Consider the following 16,422-nt stretch of genomic DNA (forward strand, 5'->3'; position numbering starts at 1 on the left):
GGAATTGATCATGGGCCTCAAGAATATCCTCACCAGCCGCCTTGGCTTCGGTGCCGCCCCGCTGGGCAACATGTTCCGCGCCATTCCGGAGGAGGAGGCGCTGGCCACCGTGGAGGCGGCGTGGAATGACGGTATCCGCTTCTTCGACAATGCTCCCTTCTACGGCGCCGGCTTGGCGGAAATCCGCATGGGTCAGGCCCTGACCGGCAAGCCGCGCGACGAATATGTCATCGGCACCAAGGTTGGCCGCCTGATCCTGGACGAGGTGGAGGATGTCTCCGCCCGTGACCTGGGCGAAAAGGGGGAGGTGTTCAAGCACGGCCTGCCCAACCGCATCATCAATGACTATTCCACCGACGCCACCCTACGCTCCATCGAGGACAGCCTGAAGCGGCTGAAGACCGACCGGATCGACATTGTCTGGGTGCATGACGTGGCCCAGGATTTCTACGGTGATGAATGGCTGGATGTCTTTGAATCCGCCCGCAAGGGTGCGTTCAAGACCCTGGACGGGCTGCGGGATGAGGGGGTGATCAAGGCCTGGGGTCTGGGTGTCAACCGGGTGGAGCCGATCGAGCTGCTGCTGGGTCTGGAGGGCAACCGTCCCGACGGCTTCCTGCTGGCCGGTCGCTATACGCTGCTCGACCATGACAAGGCCTTGCAGCGGGTGATGCCGACGGTGGCCGAACGCGGTCTGGGCATCATTGTCGGTGGCCCCTACAGCTCCGGTGCCCTGGTCGGTGGTCCGAACTTCGAATATGCACCGGCCACGCCCGCCATCCTGGACAAGGTGGCGCGCATCAAGGCCCTGGCCGACCACCACGGCATCAGCATGAAGGCCGCCGGCCTGCAGTTCGCGCTGGCCAATCCCGCCGTCGCCGCCGTCATTCCCGGCGCCAGCCGTCCCGACCGCATCGCCGAAGACAGCGCGGCCCTGGCGGAAATCATTCCCACCGATTTCTGGCGCGATCTGCGCGCCGCCGGTCTGGTCAATCCGGCTGCCCCGTTGCCCTTCGGCGCATAAGCCTGGTTACTGCTGCGCTCAAGCCTTTTCCGGCTTTTTCAGGCTGACGGTGGGTTCATTCACCATCAGCGCCCGGGCCAGCGCCGGTTCCGGGCTGGAACAGACGGAAAGGGTGCGGCATGGGCCGTCGGATGCTGCCAGATAGGCATGGCCCATGGTGCTGTCCAGATAGATGCTTTCCCCGGCCTTCACGATGGTGGGTGCATAGAATTCGGTGTGAACTTCGATGGCGCCCTCCATCACATAGATGAATTCCTCCCCCGGATGGCGGACCAGGGAACCGAATTCCTCCATGGTGCGGGCGCGATGTTCCACCAGGATGGGGATCATCTTCTTGTGGGTGATGTCGGTGTTGAGATAGCGGTGGCGGTAATTCTTGGTGGGAACCTCCGCATCCTCCCCACCACCCCGGTCAATGCTGCGCCGTGTCATCATGGCGACCGGTGCGGTGGAGGGGGCAACCGGCTCGCTTGCCGGGGCCGGATCGCCCGTAAACAGGGTGCCTATATCGACGCCCAGCCCCTCGCACAGGCTGACGATCTTGTCGAAGGTCAGGGACATGCGGTCATTCTCGACCTTCGACAGGGTGGAAACGGCCAGACCCGTCCGCTCTGCCACATCGGCCAGGGTCCAGTCATTCTGAAGACGCAGACGGCGCAGTGCCTTGCCGATCGGTGCTCTCCGCGTCATCTGCTCACAACCCCCGGTTCACCCCGCATTTTCCGTTCCTGCGGGTTTGGTTAGCGCTTCGGAAAATAAAAAATGCCACAGGGGCGGGGGGGAATGAAACCCCTTTCCCTGTGGCAAGTCACAGCAGTTGAAGCGGGAGCGTTACAAACCAGACAATTGAAGCAGAAGCACGCGCTAAAACGCGTGCTTCTGCAGGTCGGCGACTGCCGGCCCGGCGCTTGTGCGCCGTAAAGCCAAGGCGGCGGATACCGCCGCCCGGCGCCTGAGGGAGAATGAAGCTGTATTGGATCGGTCACGATCCAATACAGCTGGTATCAATAAGTGAAATCGACGCTCAGCCCGATGGTACGCGGCTGCAAAACGGTGCGGTCGATCTGCACCGGGCTGCCCAGCGCGCTGGTGATCAGATCGGCGGTGGTCGTCGCATGGGAATTGGCGGCGTTGCGGATATAGAAGCGGACGGCCACGACGTCATTCTGCACCCCCGCATTTATATCCAGCACGCCATAGGCCCTGGTCCGCACGAATTCGGGGGAGCTTTCGGGATCGCTGTGCACTGCCCCTGTCCAGCGATAGCCGGCACCGGCATTGGCCGTCCAGTCGGCGGACAGGCTCCATTCATAATCAGCGGTCAGGGCAAAGGAATATCGGGGGATCAGCGGCAGACGGTCCCCATCCTGGGCACCCACCTCCGGGATGTCGCCCTTGAAGCTGGCGTCGGTGTAGGCGCCGTTGGCCCCCAGACGCCAGCCTTCCGCCGGCACGAACACGGTTTCAAATTCCAGCCCCTTGCTCTGCGCCTTGCCGCCATTTTGCAGAAAGGAAACCCCGCCATTGGAACCGGCGATCTGGATATCCTTCCAGTCGATATAGAAAACCGACGCGTTGGCCTGCAGCCGCCCGTCCAGCAGGGTGGATTTCACGCCCGCCTCGTAACTCACCAACGTATCGGCATCCACGCTGGGCGGCACATTGGGCAGGGCCACATTCGGCCCGCCGGGGCGGTAGGAACTGGCGACCCGGCCATAAAGCGTCACATCCTCATCCACGCGCAGGCGCGGGCTGGCCATGAAGGTCAGCACATTTTCCGATGATTTGCCCGGCACCCGCTGCGCACCGCCCAGCAGGGCACCATCGGAAATCTGTGCGAAATCCTGATTATTGTGGGCCCAGCGCAGGCCGGCGGTGATGTCGAACCGGTCGGTCAGGGCGACGGTGGCATTGCCGAACACCGCCACCTCCTCATAGGTCGTGGGCAGGCTGGCGATGGCCAGCGGGTCCAGTCCCGCAATGGAACTGCCGCTCATGGTCTGTGCGCTGGCCGTCTGAAGATTGGTGCTGTCCTCCCAGGTATAGAACCCGCCCAGCATCCATTCAAACCCGCCGCCGCTGGGCGATGCCAGCCGCACTTCCTGCGTGAATTTCTCATGATCCAGCAGCAGGTCGAACCGCGACAGGCCCGCCGGAACCGCCCCACCCGTCAGGGCCGGAAAGGCAACGCCATAGATGGCACTGGCATCCTGGGCCGTGTCCACCTTGGCCGTGGAATAGGAGGAGGCCGATGTCAGGCTGGCAAAGTCCAGATCCCAGTCGATGGTGGCGGTATAGAGGTCCAGATCCTTGGTGAAGGGTTGGTCCATATAATATTGACTGTCCAGCCTGCCGGCGATGGGCCGGTCGGTCGCCGCATCATAGGCGACGACGGCATTGTTGCGGCTGTCGACCTTCTGGAACAGGGCCTGCAGGCGCACCGTCACCGGTTCCGCTGGACGCCACAGCAAGGCAACGCGCGCCCCCTTCTGGGTATTGTCGTTGATGTCATCGGCGCCGCTGCGGGCATTGCCGATATAGCCCTGGTTCTTCTGCTTATAGAGACTGGCCTGCACCGCCAGCCGGTCCTCGATCAGCGGCAGGTTGACCTGTCCACGGACACCCCAATTGGCGCCCCCGGCGCTGTTGGTGGCCGACATGTCACTGCCCAGCCGTATCTGGGTTTCCTTCAGGTCGGGCTTGCGCGTCACATATTTCAGCAGGCCGCCCATGGTGCTGGCACCATAAAGCGTTCCCTGCGGCCCGCGCAGAACCTCCACCTGCTGGATGTCATAGGGGAACAGGTCCAGCGCATAGATGGCGGCGCGGGCATAATTGGCGCTGGACCCCAGCGGCGTGTCATCAATATAGGTGCCGACCGTGGCGCCTGGCCCCACCGGGGCGACACCGCGCAGGGCCAGCGACACCTGTCCCGGCGTGCCGCCGCTGCTGATGGCCAGACCCGGCATATAGGCGGCATAGTCGGCGACGCCGGTCGGGCTTGACCGGGCAATACGCTCACCGCTCAGAACCGATACGGAGGCTGGCACTGTCTGGAGATTTTCCAGGCGTTTCTGTGCCGTCACGATGATCTCTTCGAGCAGCAGCGGCTCCGTGCTGGCCGCCTGTCCCGCTGCCGGCAACAGCGGAAGTGCTGCCAGAGCGATACCGGCCAGAAATCCCTTCCGCGCCTGTCGACGCGGTGTCTCACACCTGAAAACCATGGAAATTGCCTTTCCTGTCCGAGGCTGGGGCCGTTGGCCGACCCCTTGGCGTTGGGACGCACGAACCGGTTCCGGCCCTACCCACAGGGGGTGGGCGGCCGGTCGCGGAGGCACGTTTCATTGATTACCAGAAAATTAAAACAGGGTTCCGCACAGTGGTCAACAATGATTATTCCTATGCGAAAATTTTATGATGTTGTCGGGTATTTGCGAGGAATCCCTCTTTGGATTGGGTTTACCGCGACTCTAGGCGCCCCCTATCGTCATCCCGGAGAAAGCCGGGACCCAGCGTAGAGCGGCGTCCGCCGCGACATGGGTCATATCAGCGCTAACCGTGCCTCACGCTAGGTCCCGGCTTGCGCCGGGATGACGAAGAAAACAAGTTTCTAATCAAAAGAACGCCGCTGCAGAAGGTGCCTCCAACCTCGCGAAGGCAAGCAGGCAGCCATAGAACGCCTTGTTCGCTATCCATGACATTTACTATACGAAAAATATTTGACATATCCGCCAAGAATGCTGACCATGGCGGGCAAGGGAGGTTCCAGATGCAGGAATTCGACATCGCGATCATCGGTGCCGGTATTGGCGGCGCTTCGCTGGCCGCCATGCTGGCGGATGCGGTTCCGGGCCGGCGCGTGCTGCTGGCGGAACGGGAAGGTTTCCCCGGCTATCACACCACGGGCCGGTCGGCGGCGCTGTATTCTGTCCTTTATGGAAACAGCACCGTCTGTGTGCTGACGGCGGCCAGCCGCGCCTTTTTCAACGATCCGCCACCGGGTTTTGCCGAACATCCGCTGCTGACCCCGCGCGGGGTGCTGTATATCAGCGATCAGGTGGATAGCGATGCCGTGCGCGAGGTGCGGGAATCCGCAGCCCGCACCGGCACCCGCGCCCTGCCGCTGACCCCGGGCCAAGCGCGCGACATGGTGCCCATCCTGCAACCCGGCCCGTTGCGCGACGCGCTGCTGGAACCCGACGCCATGGATATGGATGTCCATGCCATCCATCAGGGTTTCCTGCGCCGGGCCAAGGCCGGTGGGGTGGAACTGTACAGTGACGCCCCGTTGCAGGCGGCATCCTGGGATGGTTCCGCCTGGACCCTGACCTTTCCCGGCGGGCCGGTGCGTGCCGGCAAGTTGGTGAATGCCGCCGGCGCCTGGGCGGATGATGTGGCCCGCATGGCGGGCGTGCCGACCGTTGGTTTGATGCCGCTGCGGCGGACCGCCATGATGCTGGACCCGCCTGCCGGCTTTGATATTCACCGCTGGCCCGCTGTCATCGATGCGGGCGGCTCCTTCTATTTCAAGCCGGATGCCGGGATGATCCTGGCTTCCCCCGCCGATGAAACCCCGTCACCGCCCTGTGACGCGCAGGCCGATGAATGGGATATCGCCGTCTGCATCGACCGGGTGCAGAACGCCGCCGACCTGCCGGTACGCCGCGTATCGCGCAGCTGGGCCGGCCTGCGCAGCTTCGTGGCCGACCGAAGCCCCGTGGTGGGTTCGCCCGCCAGTCAGCCCGCCTTCTTCTGGTTCGCCGCCCAGGGTGGGTACGGTATCCAGATGGCACCGGCCCTGGCGCGGGTGGGGGCCAGCCTGCTGGACCATGGCGTGCTGCCACCCGATATTGCCGATGCTGGCGTCACCATCGCCGACCTGTCGCCCGACCGCTGCCAAGGGGATTGACCCATGCGCCTGTTCATGGCCGTCGTGGCCACCGAAACCAACAGCTTCGCGCCCATGCCCACCGGCCTGGGCAGTTTCCAGGAATATGGCATCTATCATGGCGACGCCTCGCGCCGGCCGGATACGGAGGGTGGGGCCTTCCTGCGCCACTGGCACCGCCGGGCCGAAGCGGCGGGGATCGAGGTGGTGGAGGGGCTTTGCGCCTATGCACAGCCAGCGGGCCGCACCCTGGCCCCCGTCTGGGACGGGTTCAAGGCGGAGGTGCTGGACGGCATCGCCAAGGCCGGCCCCGTCGACATGGTCCTGCTGCTGCTGCACGGGGCCATGATGGCCGTGGGCCAGGATGATTGCGAGGGTGATCTTCTGGCCGCCATCCGGGCACAGGTGGGGCCGGATGTGGTGATCGGGGCCGAACTGGACCCGCATTGCCACCTGTCACCCGCCATGCTGGACAGTGCCGATATCCTGATTGCCATGAAGGAATATCCGCATACTGACGGCGTCGAACGTGCCGATGAACTGTTCGACCTGTGCCTGGCGACGGCGCGTCGTGAAATCCGCCCTTTGATGCGCGATTTCGACTGCCGCATGATCACGCTCTACCCGACAACGGTGGAACCGATGAAAAGCTTCGTCGCCGACATGAAGGCGGCGGAGGGTCATGACGGTATCCTGTCGGTATCGCTCGCCCATGGTTTCCCCTGGGGCGACACGCCCTGGACCGGCACGCGCATGTGGGTGGTGGCCGATGGCGATGCGGCAAAGGCCGTATCCACCGCCCGGTCCTTCGGTGAACGGCTGTACCGGCAGCGGGAAAGCCTGCGCCCCAATGTCACCAGTATCGACACCGCCCTGGACAATGTTGTGGCCGCACCCAAGGTGCTGGGCCGCCCAGCGGTTCTGGCCGATGTTGCCGATAATCCCGGTGGTGGGGCGGCGGGCGACAGTACCTTCATCCTGCGCCGCCTGCTGGACCGGGGCATCGGCAATGCCGCCATCGGCTGTTTCTGGGATCTGGGCGCTATCAATATCTGCGTCAATGCCGGCATCGGTTCGCATTTCGATCTGCGGCTGGGCGGCAAATGCGGCCCGGCCTCGGGTGATCCCGTCGATCTGCCGGTAACTGTCCGCAATATCGTGAACAATCATGTCCAGACGGGTCTCGACAAGGAACCGACCGCACTCGGCCTGTCGGTCTGGCTGGAAGGGCCGGGCGGCCTGCATATTGTGCTGGCCAGCCAGCGTAGCCAGGTGTTTCAGCCCGATGCCTTCACAGGCCTGGGCATCGACCTGTCGGACCTGGACCTGATCGTGGTGAAATCGACCCAGCATTTCTATGCCGGGTTCGGGCCCATGGCCTCCATGGTTCAGTATGTCTCCACGCCCGGTGCCATCGCCCCAGAATTCACCACCATCCCCTATCGCACGCGCGCGCTGAATTTCTGGCCGCGCGTGGCTGATCCGTTGGGTCTGGATACCTGACGGCAGTTCGCTCCAGTTGAGGGACTTAACCCCGGACGGCCCGCCGTCCGGGGTTTTTTCTTTACGGGGCTGGAGTAGGTGGAAGGGGGTGTGATTGCTGACTTCCTGAGCAATCCTTGCTATGATCCACCCCATCAACGCCACCCGTGTGCCCGTTCCATCCAACGCCCCCCATTGGGGGGCGCGGACGGGGCGTGAACGGCGAAACACCCCTTTATTTTCTGTTTCATCTGGTTGCACGAAGCCGATTTTCGGTCGGAGTGGACACGCCATTACCTCCGAATGAGGGGTTTGCGACCCGGTCACCGCCGCTTGGCCACCGCCTCGATCTCCACCCTGGCTCCGGGTAGCATCAGATCTGCCCGTACCGTGGACCGGGCTGGGCGGTGGCTGCCGAAGCTGGCGGCATAGGCGGCGTTGAACGCTGGAAAATCGGCGGTATCGGTCAGCCAGACCGTGGTCTTCACCACGTCCGACAGGTCCAGCCCGAAACCGGTCAGCACGCGGTTCAGGTTGGCCAGGACCTGTTCGGTCTGCCGGGCCACATCATCGGGCGCCACGATGGCGCCATCGGCAGCAAAGGCCAGCTGGCCCGACAGGAAAATCAGGTCACCGGCAGGCATGGCGGGGGAAAGGGCAGGGGCGACGGACATGGGTTCAGAACTCCGCAAGGGGCAAAGAAAACCCCCGGACGGCATGGGCCATCCGGGGGCGGGAACGATTGAAACGGCTCAGTAATCCAGCGCGAAGCTGATCAGGTGGAACTGCTCGACGAAATAGAGGAAATAGGCAAAGACCAGGATCATCAGGCTGGCCCGGATACGCGCCCACCACCCGGCTGCCGGATCGGTCCACAGCTTCCAGGCGCGCCACCCCGCCGGCAGCAGGCCCAGCACACCCAGCAACCCCGCCAGTTGCAGCAACCGCAGGACCAGATCGATCTCCCCGAACATCAGCGGATCGATGGCCAGCGTCATGACAAGTGCAAAGCCGGTCAGGCAGCCCACCATCATCAGCGCCGATCCCCGCACCAGCCGGTCAGCCAGCAGATGCTGGCCCGTCAGCGGGTGGGGCCAGCCATAGCGGCGGCGGACCAGGGCGGCCACGGGCCACCAGATGACGGCAAACAGGGCGATGGCCATGGCGATGCCCAGGGCTGGCAGGTTCCAGCCCTTGTTGATGCCCGTCGGCACCGGCTGAGCGATGAAGATGGCGGGGTAGTCATCGGTGGTAATGCCGGTAACGCGGCCATTCTCATCGGTCTTGGTGTGCATCAGGCTGTCGGTGCCCACCTCCTGCCAGCGGTCGGGCGCCACCTCGCGCCAGCGCTTGGGAATGCCGACATAATCCCGGAACAGGGTGAAGGTGGCGGTCCCATCCTCATTGGTGATCAGGTCGCCCTGGCCGAACAGGTTGATCATGCTGACCAGCGTGCCCTCGGCCCGGCGCGACATGTAGAAGGTGCCGCCAACCGGCACCTTGCGCGTCACCGGCTCAGCCTTGGCAGGCTCCGGGGCGGCCTTGGCCGGGAAATAGCGGTCGGCGAACATACGGTGCAGTTCGTTGCGGATTGGCCCGCGCGACATGTCATCGCCGGTGCTGTTGAAGGAGATGTAAAGGCCCACCCCCTCGTCCAGCCACATGGCCAAATCGCTATGGAACAGGGTGGTGTCGCCGCCATGGCCCATGATGCGGTAGCCATTGCGGTTCTGCTCATAGAAGCCCAGGCCCATGGCCAGTTCCTGGCCGGGCAGAGGGCGGTATTGCGGCTTCCACATCTGCGCCAGGCTTTCCGGCTTCAGGATGCGACCACCCGGCCCCTCGCCCTGGTTCAGCAGGGCGATCATGAACCGGCCCATATCGGCCCCGCTGGCCGTCAGCGAACCCGCCGGGGCATGGTTTACAATCTCGAAGTCCTGCGCCGGTTCGCGGGAGGAGGCATAGCCCTTGGACATCAGCGGGGCCAGATGGGCGGGCAGGGGCTGCGCCATGCTGGAATGCTTCATGTTGGCGGGCGCCAGGATATGCTTGTCGATGTAATCCTCGAACTTCTCACCGCTGACCCGCTGCACGATCAGACCGGCCAGTGCGGTGGCATAGTTCGAGTAGGCGGGAACGGTGCCCGGCTTGTAGGACCGTTCCGGGACCCAGCGCGACAGCAGCTTTTCCAGTTCCAGCGGGTGATCCTGACCGCGCACGATCAGGTCGCGCACCGTCTCGGCAAAGCCCGCCGTATGCGTCATGACATGGCGCATGGTGATGGGTTCGGGCCAGCTATTAGGGATCTTGAAGTCCAGATACTGGTTGATATCGGCATCCAGATCGATGCGCCCCGCCTCCACCTGCTGCATCACCGCGATCCAGGTGAACAGCTTGGAGATGGAACCGGGCCTGAACAGATGCTTATCCGGGTCCACAGGCTCATTCGTTTCCCGGTCGGCAACGCCGTAGCCCTTGGCAAACAGGATCTGCCCATCTTTGACCACCGTGACCACGGCACCTGCAATGTCCCCGCGCTTCAGCGCGTAGGGCAGGAAGCCATCGACCATCAGTTCCACATCGTCCCTGGTCAGAGGATGGGCGATAGGGGCGGCTGTCTGTGCGGTGGCGGTCGCGCCTGGGGCGGCGGGGGCCGGGTCCTGGGCCATCACCGCCGGTACGGCGGACAGCCAGGTTGCGGCCAGAAGCGGAATGATCAGGCTTTTGGGCAATATCATGGATTGGTTCCCTGTTCGTTGGTTTCTGTTTTGGTTCAAGTATTTGCCGCGCGGGCCAACCGTTGGCGCACATCACGGTAATGGGGCAGCGACCGCCACATGGCGAGCGCTGACAGCGCCAGCAGCGGAATGCCGGTCACGCTGATCGACAGTCCGACCGCCAGCGGATCGGCAAAAACATGGTCGGTGGTCACCGCCACCAGCGTCGGACCCAGGCCCAGCCCGAAGGCAGTATAGGCAAAGGCCTGCACTGCCGTCGTCATGCCGCGCAGTTCTGATGGCACCAGATCCAGGATGGCCGCGATGCCGACCCCGGCCCCGATGGCCAGCAGGAAGGCATAGGCCGTGAACAGGGCCAGCGTCAGGCCGACCCCCGGCATGACCCCGAACAGCAGGCAGGGGACGCCCAGGCTGACAGCGGCGGCGGCAACCATCGGCTTGGCCGTGGAATGGCCACGTGCCTCCAGGAAATCGGCCAGCAGCCCGCCGACAATGGTGCCCAGCCCCGCCACCCCGATCAGGATGGAGCCCAGCGCCGTTCCCGTCTGCGACGGGGTGAAGTCATGCACCCGCATCAGCAGCGACGGTGTCCAGCTATTGGCCCCGTAATCGACAATCTGTGTCAGGGTCAGCCCGCCCAGCAGCAGACCGAATGCCCACCGATTATCAACCAGATAGCGGCGCAGCGTATCCAAACCCGGCTTCACATCACCGCCCAGGCTTTCCTGCCGCACCGGTTCACGGATGGTGGCGACCAGAAGGGCCAGGACAACACCGGCCAGCCCCAGGGTCAGCAGCACGGCACGCCAGGGCGCTACCCCGGCGGACTGTGCCAGACCGGACAGGGCGCCCAGGCTGAAGACATCGATCAGGATACCGCCGACCAGTGTGGCCATGCCGGCCCCCATCACCATGCCACCGATAAAGATGGCAACCGCTGTCCCGCGCCGATGCGGCGGGAACAGGTCTGGCACCATGGACAGCACGGCTGGTGCCAATGCCGCCTCCCCGATCCCCACCAGGATACGAGCCCCGAACAACTGCCCATAGGACTGCGCCAGACCGCAGAGCGCGGTCGCCAGGCTCCACAGGCCAATACCGGCCAGGATCAGGTTGCGCCGCCCATGCCGGTCGGCATGCCGGCCCATGGGCAGGCCGGCAAAGGCATAGATGATGGCAAAGGCGGCGCCTTGAAGGAAACTCACCTGCGTATCGGTGATCGCCATTTCCGACCGGATCGGGGCAACCAGCAGGTTCAGGATCAGGCGGTCGGTATAGGAAAGAACGGCGGCCAAAGCGAAGATGACGATGGCGTACCAGGCGCGGGCATCGGCTTCCCGCTTGGGTCCCGGATCGGGCGGCGATGATAAGGACATCCCAGCTCTCCCTGTTGCGCTTTTCTTATATGAAAAATTTTTCCTAAAAGATAGTGCCACTTAATGTGGGTTTGATCCGAGATTGGACGTGAGGCTTACATTCTGTCTTGAAACAATATTGATCATACGAAAACGTCGCCGGCCCATCTATCGCTGGCGCCGATAGGATGGATCGGCAATCCCGACTTAACGGATGGGACAGCCCATGCCTATGTCGCCGTTCAACGCTGAACGCCATGGGATTGAAGATGAAGCTCGCAAGCCTTGACCTTGGTGGCCGTGACGGACGGCTGGTGGTGGTTTCCCGCGATCTGCGCCGCGCCGTCGCCGCGACCGGCATCGCGGAAACCCTGCAGGCCGCCCTTGACGATTGGGCGGTGGCGGAACCCAGGCTGCTGGCCCTGTCGGCAGCGCTGGAGGCCGGTACCGCCCCGGATGCCTTTGCCTTTGACCCCGCAAAGGCCCTGGCACCGTTGCCGCGCGCCTGGCAATGGCTGGACGGTTCGGCCTTCCATGCGCATGGCGAACTGATGGCCAAGGTATTCGGCATCACCAACCCGCACCATGACAAGCCCCTGATGTATCAGGGCATGTCCCACCGCTTCATCGCCCCGACCGCACCCGTGCCCTTGCCGACCGAAGCCGACGGCATCGATTTCGAGGGTGAATTTGCGGTGGTGACCGGTGATGTCTCCATGGGAACGGATGCCGACACAGCACGCGCCCATATCCGTCTGGTCATGCTGGTCAATGACTGGTCGCTTCGTGTCCCGGGCCGGGCGGAAATGGAGACGGGCTTCGGCTGGGTCCAGGCCAAACCCGCCTGTTCGGCGGCACCCATCGCCGTAACGCCTGATGAGCTGGGGGAAAGCTGGGCCGATGGCCGTATCCATCTGAACCTGCTGGTCGACTGGAACGGGGCGCGCTTTGGGGCGGCCAATGGCGGGGCCATGGGTTTCTGTTTCGGACAGTTGATCGCCCATGCCGCCCGCACCCGCGACCTGTGCGCCGGTACCATCATCGGCTCGGGCACGGTATCGAACGAGAATTACCGGCAGGTCGGGTCCAGTTGCATCGCCGAACGGCGCGGAATCGAAATGCTGGATGAAGGTGCTGCCCGCACCGGCTTCATGCGTTTCGGTGACCGGGTGCGGATGGAAGTGCTGCACGACGGGCAAAGTGTCTTCGGCGCCATCGACCAAGAGGTCGTGAAGGGCTGAATGGGCTCTATCACCGTGGCCGATGCATTGTATCGGTATAAACGGCTTTGGTGATTTGTTCGGCGGGCTTATGGTTGGTGGCATGGAGGTCCGCGACGGCGGCCCTCCGCCCCAATCCACGATAAAGACCCGCCGAACTGGCGGGCATGTCCGGCTGCCGCCCCCTGGGTGGGTGGCCTGGGAGGAGCATGTGTCCTTGATCCTTAATGCGCTTGTCGTTGGCGGTGGCATCGCCGGCATGTCGGCCACTCTGGTGCTGTCACGTCTGGGTGTATCGGTTGATGTGATCGACCAGGACCCGGCCTGGCGTGTCTATGGCGCCGGTATCTCCATAACCGGCCCGACGCTGCGCGCGTTTCAGCGGCTGGATATCCTGGATGATTTCCGCCAGCACGGTTATTGCGCGGCCAGCACGCGCCTGTTCACGCCCACCGGCCACCCGATTGGGGAGGTGGCGATCCCGCCGCTGGCCGCCGACCTGCCGTCTGGCGGCGGCATCATGCGGCCCATCCTGCATGAAATCCTGGCCAGCCGCACCCGTAAGGCCGCAGCCGATATCCGCCTGGGCATCACCATCGATCACTATGCCGAGGATGCGGACGGCGCGGACGTGACGTTCAGCGATGGCCGCACGGGGCGTTACGATCTGGTGATCGGGGCCGACGGCATCTATTCCCGCACGCGCGGCCTGCTTTTCCCCGATGCGCCCAAGCCGCGCTTCACAGGTCAGGCCTGTTGGCGCGTCACCGCCCCCCGACCGCAGGGGGTGAAGGGTGTGGAGATGTTCCTGGGCGCGCCGATCAAGGCGGGCGTGAACCCCTGTTCGCCCGATCAGATGTATCTGTTCGCGCTGGAGGCCATTGCCCCCAACACCCGGCATGCCGAGGCGGACCTGCCCGGTCTTCTGCGCGCACGGCTGGCGGGGTTCGGCGGGTCTGTCGGCTTTGTCCGCGATCAGATCAGCGACCAGTCGGTGGTGAATTTCCGCCCCTTGGAGACGCTGCTGCTGCCTGGTCCGTGGCATACGCGGCGTGGCCTGCTGATCGGTGATGCGTCCCACGCCACCACCCCGCATCTGGCATCGGGTGCCGGCATGGCGATGGAGGATGCGGTGGTGCTGGGCGATGTGCTGTCGGCCAGTGACAGCCTGTCCGCCGCGCTGAGCGCCTTCATGACCCGCCGTTATGACCGCTGCGCCATGGTGGTGAACAATTCCGTCCGCCTGGGCGAGATCGAGTTGAGCGGCGTCCATAGCGACGAACATCCCCGCCTGATGAACCAGACCATGGCCGCCCTGGCCCAACCACTTTGATATTGGGAGTGAGCTTGAGATGACCCGTGTGACGGATATCCGCTATGTCGGCTATGGCGTGACGGATCTGGAGGCCGAACGCGCCTTCTACCGCGACAAGTGGGGCCTGCGCGAGGTGGCGGCCAAGGATGGCATGGTCTATTTCGCAGCCGAGGGCGCGCGGGAACTGTATGTCGTCCGCCTGCGTGCATCGGATGTGAAGCGGGTCGATGTCATCGCCTTCGCCGCTGACAGCAATGCCGATGTGGACGCCCTGCATGACAAGGTTGTGGCCGCCGGTTGCCGCGTGATCTTTGCACCGACGGAGCTTGCCTCCTTCGGCGGCGGCTATGGTTTCCGCTTCTTCGGGAAGGACGGCCTGACCTTTGAGATCTCCGCCGGGGTGGAGCAGGGGCCGTCGCGGCCCGTGCTGGCCAAGGAAGCCCTGCCGGAAAAGATCAGCCACGTTGTCATGCACTCACCCGATCACAAGGGTGCGGTGGATTTCTTCTGTAATGTCCTGGGCTTCCGCGTGTCGGACTGGCTGGGCGATTTCATGTGCTTCCTGCGCTGTAATGAATGGCACCACCGGGTGGCCTTCCTGCCGGGCCCGCCCTGCCTGAACCATGTCGCCTATGACATGCCGGACATGGATGCGATGATGCGCGGCGTGGGCAAGCTGAAAAAGGCGGAGGTTGAGCTGCGCTGGGGGCCGGGCCGGCACACGGCGGGCAACAACACCTTCAGCTATTTCACCACCCCGTCGGGCTTTGCGGTTGAATATACGGCGGAGCTGGAGAAGGTGGATGACGCCACCTGGGTCGCCACCGTGCACAAGCCGACGCCAGAGACCATGGATCAGTGGGGGGCCGGCAGCGGGGGGCCGCAGACCATGCCGCATCCCGCACCCGATGCCGGCCTGTTCCAGGCCGTGGGGGTCTGAACCATGGCGCTTTTCCAGTACTTCCCCAACAATTACATCTGGAACCTGTCCGTCAACATCGCCATCGAAAGCGGTGGCCGGGTTGGTGAGATCGAGGATATGTGCCGCCCCCTGCTGGAGGCTGCGGCGCGGGGCGAGGATGCCGGCACCGGCGCCTTCCTGGCGCAATGGGTAGCCATGGGCGACAAGCTGGTCGGCCTGGCCAGTGAGGATGAGGCACGGGGCCGTGCCCTTTCCGCTGGGGCCAAGCTGCAACGCGCGTCGCTCTACTATATCACGGCGGAACGTATGCAGGGCCATGGCCATCCGGGCCGGGCAGAGACCTTCGCAAAGGGTCAGGACGCCTTCCGTCGCGGCACTTCCCTGGCGCGGGAGAACTGCGCCCGCGTGGAAATCCCCTTCGGCGACAGCTTCATCCCCGGCCTGTTCACCAAGGCCGAAGGGGTGGACGGTCCCGCCCCTTGCGTCCTCTATGTGAACGGCCTGGACAGCTGCAAGGAGCTGCTATTCTGGTCCTGGCTGCCGCATGCCCTGGCCAAGCGTGGCATCTCCACCCTGTGTATCGACCAGCCGGGCACAGGCGAGGCACTGCGCGCCAACAACCTGTACGCCACGCATGAAACCGAACGCTGGGCCACGCCGGTGTTTGATTATCTGGCCGCGCGACCCGACGTCATCGCTGACAAGATCGGCATGGTAGGCATCTCCCTCGGTGGATACTTCACCCCGCGTGCGGTAGCGTTCGAGCCGCGCTTTGCCAGCGGTGCTGTGTGGGGTGCCAATCATGATTGGCGCGAAGTGCAGCAGAAGCGCCTGAAGCGGGAAGGAGAGAACCCGGTTCCGCACTACTGGGGCCACGTGCGCTGGGTCTTCGGCGCCAAGGACATGGATGATTTCTTCGCCAAGGCGGAAGGCATGCATCTGAACGGGGTGCTGGACCGGATCAAGGTGCCGTTCCTGGTCACCCACGGGGCCAAGGACCGCCAAATCTCGGTCGATTACGCCCACCAGACCTATGATCAACTGGTGAACTCGCCCCAGCGTGAGCTGAAAATCTTCACCGAGCGGGAAGGGGGCGTGGAACATGTCGGGGCCGACAACATGTCGTTCGGCCGCGATTACATCGCCGACTGGTTCGCCGACACGCTGGGTGGACATACGGCGTGAGTGTGACACTGCATAGGGCGGACGGGGTGGTGACGGTCGACGTCCCCCCCGGCCATTCCCTGTTCCAGGCCATCGCCGCCCGGAACCGTGAGATGATCACGGCTCTGTGCGGCGGTTGCTGTGTTTGTGGTACCTGCCGGGTGCGGGTTCTCGATGGGGATCCCGGCCCGATGGGGCAGGATGAGGCGCATCTGCGCCGCCAGCTTGCCATCACCGACCCTGCCATTCGCCTTGCCTGCCAGATGCGGCCCGGTTGTGGGCTGCGCGTTGACATCATCCAGCCGGAGTAAGCG

At 64.0% G+C, this 16,422-nt stretch carries 13 protein-coding genes; 8 read left to right on the forward strand and 5 right to left on the reverse strand.

Going from position 1 to position 16,422, the window contains the following annotated elements; all coding sequences use genetic code 11:
- Positions 1-10 precede the first annotated feature (10 nt).
- Positions 11-1,024 carry an aldo/keto reductase gene (locus ACT6Q8_RS10830; RefSeq protein ID WP_444732221.1) on the forward strand — a complete coding sequence of 338 codons (1,014 nt, stop codon included), beginning with the start codon at positions 11-13 and terminating at the stop codon, positions 1,022-1,024.
- Positions 1,025-1,042: 18 nt separating this feature from the next.
- Here ACT6Q8_RS10830 and ACT6Q8_RS10835 read toward each other — a convergent pair whose 3' ends face one another.
- Positions 1,043-1,714 carry a helix-turn-helix domain-containing protein gene (locus ACT6Q8_RS10835; RefSeq protein WP_444732220.1) on the reverse strand — a complete coding sequence of 224 codons (672 nt, stop codon included), beginning with the start codon at positions 1,712-1,714 and terminating at the stop codon, positions 1,043-1,045.
- Between the two features lie 314 nt (positions 1,715-2,028).
- On the reverse strand, positions 2,029-4,248 hold the full coding sequence (locus ACT6Q8_RS10840; RefSeq protein ID WP_444732219.1) for a TonB-dependent receptor: 2,220 nt from the start codon (positions 4,246-4,248) through the stop codon (positions 2,029-2,031).
- A 545-nt stretch (positions 4,249-4,793) separates the two neighbouring features.
- Here ACT6Q8_RS10840 and ACT6Q8_RS10845 point away from each other — a divergent pair.
- Both ACT6Q8_RS10845 and ACT6Q8_RS10850 read left to right on the forward strand, forming a co-directional pair.
- Complete coding sequence (locus ACT6Q8_RS10845; protein ID WP_054166477.1) at positions 4,794-5,933, forward strand: NAD(P)/FAD-dependent oxidoreductase; 1,140 nt, start codon at positions 4,794-4,796, stop codon at positions 5,931-5,933.
- Positions 5,934-5,936: 3 nt separating this feature from the next.
- Entirely contained in the window at positions 5,937-7,415 is a 1,479-nt protein-coding gene (locus ACT6Q8_RS10850; RefSeq protein WP_444732218.1) for a M81 family metallopeptidase, read from the forward strand.
- 302 nt (positions 7,416-7,717) lie between these two features.
- Here the strand turns inward: ACT6Q8_RS10850 and ACT6Q8_RS10855 are convergent, their stop codons facing one another.
- The 3 genes from ACT6Q8_RS10855 to ACT6Q8_RS10865 all read right to left on the reverse strand — a co-directional run bounded on the left by ACT6Q8_RS10855 (position 7,718) and on the right by ACT6Q8_RS10865 (position 11,508).
- On the reverse strand, positions 7,718-8,068 hold the full coding sequence (locus tag ACT6Q8_RS10855) for a RidA family protein (RefSeq protein ID WP_444732217.1): 351 nt from the start codon (positions 8,066-8,068) through the stop codon (positions 7,718-7,720).
- Positions 8,069-8,146: 78 nt separating this feature from the next.
- Positions 8,147-10,132 (reverse strand): serine hydrolase domain-containing protein, encoded by a 1,986-nt coding sequence (locus ACT6Q8_RS10860; RefSeq protein WP_444732216.1) that lies wholly within the window; start codon positions 10,130-10,132, stop codon positions 8,147-8,149.
- Between the two features lie 35 nt (positions 10,133-10,167).
- A complete protein-coding gene (locus ACT6Q8_RS10865) occupies positions 10,168-11,508 on the reverse strand; it encodes an MFS transporter (protein WP_444732215.1) in 1,341 nt (446 codons plus the stop codon).
- A gap of 248 nt (positions 11,509-11,756) precedes the next feature.
- On the opposite strand from ACT6Q8_RS10865, the gene ACT6Q8_RS10870 reads away from it, so the two are divergent.
- From ACT6Q8_RS10870 to ACT6Q8_RS10890, 5 genes are all read left to right on the forward strand, one after another.
- Positions 11,757-12,728 (forward strand): fumarylacetoacetate hydrolase family protein, encoded by a 972-nt coding sequence (locus ACT6Q8_RS10870; protein WP_054166602.1) that lies wholly within the window; start codon positions 11,757-11,759, stop codon positions 12,726-12,728.
- Between the two features lie 190 nt (positions 12,729-12,918).
- The gene (locus ACT6Q8_RS10875) at positions 12,919-14,040 is read left to right on the forward strand and encodes an FAD-dependent oxidoreductase (RefSeq protein WP_444732214.1); all 1,122 of its coding nucleotides are present in this window, start codon (positions 12,919-12,921) and stop codon (positions 14,038-14,040) included.
- A 19-nt stretch (positions 14,041-14,059) separates the two neighbouring features.
- The gene (locus tag ACT6Q8_RS10880; RefSeq protein WP_054166482.1) at positions 14,060-14,962 is read left to right on the forward strand and encodes a VOC family protein; all 903 of its coding nucleotides are present in this window, start codon (positions 14,060-14,062) and stop codon (positions 14,960-14,962) included.
- Positions 14,963-14,965: 3 nt separating this feature from the next.
- On the forward strand, positions 14,966-16,129 hold the full coding sequence (locus ACT6Q8_RS10885; RefSeq protein ID WP_054166483.1) for an alpha/beta hydrolase family protein: 1,164 nt from the start codon (positions 14,966-14,968) through the stop codon (positions 16,127-16,129).
- Positions 16,126-16,419 carry a 2Fe-2S iron-sulfur cluster-binding protein gene (locus tag ACT6Q8_RS10890; RefSeq protein ID WP_444732213.1) on the forward strand — a complete coding sequence of 98 codons (294 nt, stop codon included), beginning with the start codon at positions 16,126-16,128 and terminating at the stop codon, positions 16,417-16,419. The genes ACT6Q8_RS10885 and ACT6Q8_RS10890 overlap by 4 nt, the downstream gene beginning before the upstream one ends.
- Positions 16,420-16,422: the final 3 nt, after the last annotated feature.

Source organism: Niveispirillum sp. (genome assembly GCF_052437035.1).
In the GTDB taxonomy this organism is placed as follows: domain Bacteria; phylum Pseudomonadota; class Alphaproteobacteria; order Azospirillales; family Azospirillaceae; genus Niveispirillum.

Bases quoted from the DNA above. Each gene is read 5' to 3' on its own strand.
- ACT6Q8_RS10830 (WP_444732221.1), top strand. From the start codon at position 11: ATGGGCCTCAAGAATATCCTCACCAGCCGCCTTGGCTTCGGTGCCGCC.
- ACT6Q8_RS10835 (WP_444732220.1), bottom strand. From the start codon at position 1,714: ATGACGCGGAGAGCACCGATCGGCAAGGCACTGCGCCGTCTGCGTCTT.
- ACT6Q8_RS10840 (WP_444732219.1), bottom strand. From the start codon at position 4,248: ATGGTTTTCAGGTGTGAGACACCGCGTCGACAGGCGCGGAAGGGATTT.
- ACT6Q8_RS10845 (WP_054166477.1), top strand. From the start codon at position 4,794: ATGCAGGAATTCGACATCGCGATCATCGGTGCCGGTATTGGCGGCGCT.
- ACT6Q8_RS10850 (WP_444732218.1), top strand. From the start codon at position 5,937: ATGCGCCTGTTCATGGCCGTCGTGGCCACCGAAACCAACAGCTTCGCG.
- ACT6Q8_RS10855 (WP_444732217.1), bottom strand. From the start codon at position 8,068: ATGTCCGTCGCCCCTGCCCTTTCCCCCGCCATGCCTGCCGGTGACCTG.
- ACT6Q8_RS10860 (WP_444732216.1), bottom strand. From the start codon at position 10,132: ATGATATTGCCCAAAAGCCTGATCATTCCGCTTCTGGCCGCAACCTGG.
- ACT6Q8_RS10865 (WP_444732215.1), bottom strand. From the start codon at position 11,508: ATGTCCTTATCATCGCCGCCCGATCCGGGACCCAAGCGGGAAGCCGAT.
- ACT6Q8_RS10870 (WP_054166602.1), top strand. From the start codon at position 11,757: ATGAAGCTCGCAAGCCTTGACCTTGGTGGCCGTGACGGACGGCTGGTG.
- ACT6Q8_RS10880 (WP_054166482.1), top strand. From the start codon at position 14,060: ATGACCCGTGTGACGGATATCCGCTATGTCGGCTATGGCGTGACGGAT.
- ACT6Q8_RS10885 (WP_054166483.1), top strand. From the start codon at position 14,966: ATGGCGCTTTTCCAGTACTTCCCCAACAATTACATCTGGAACCTGTCC.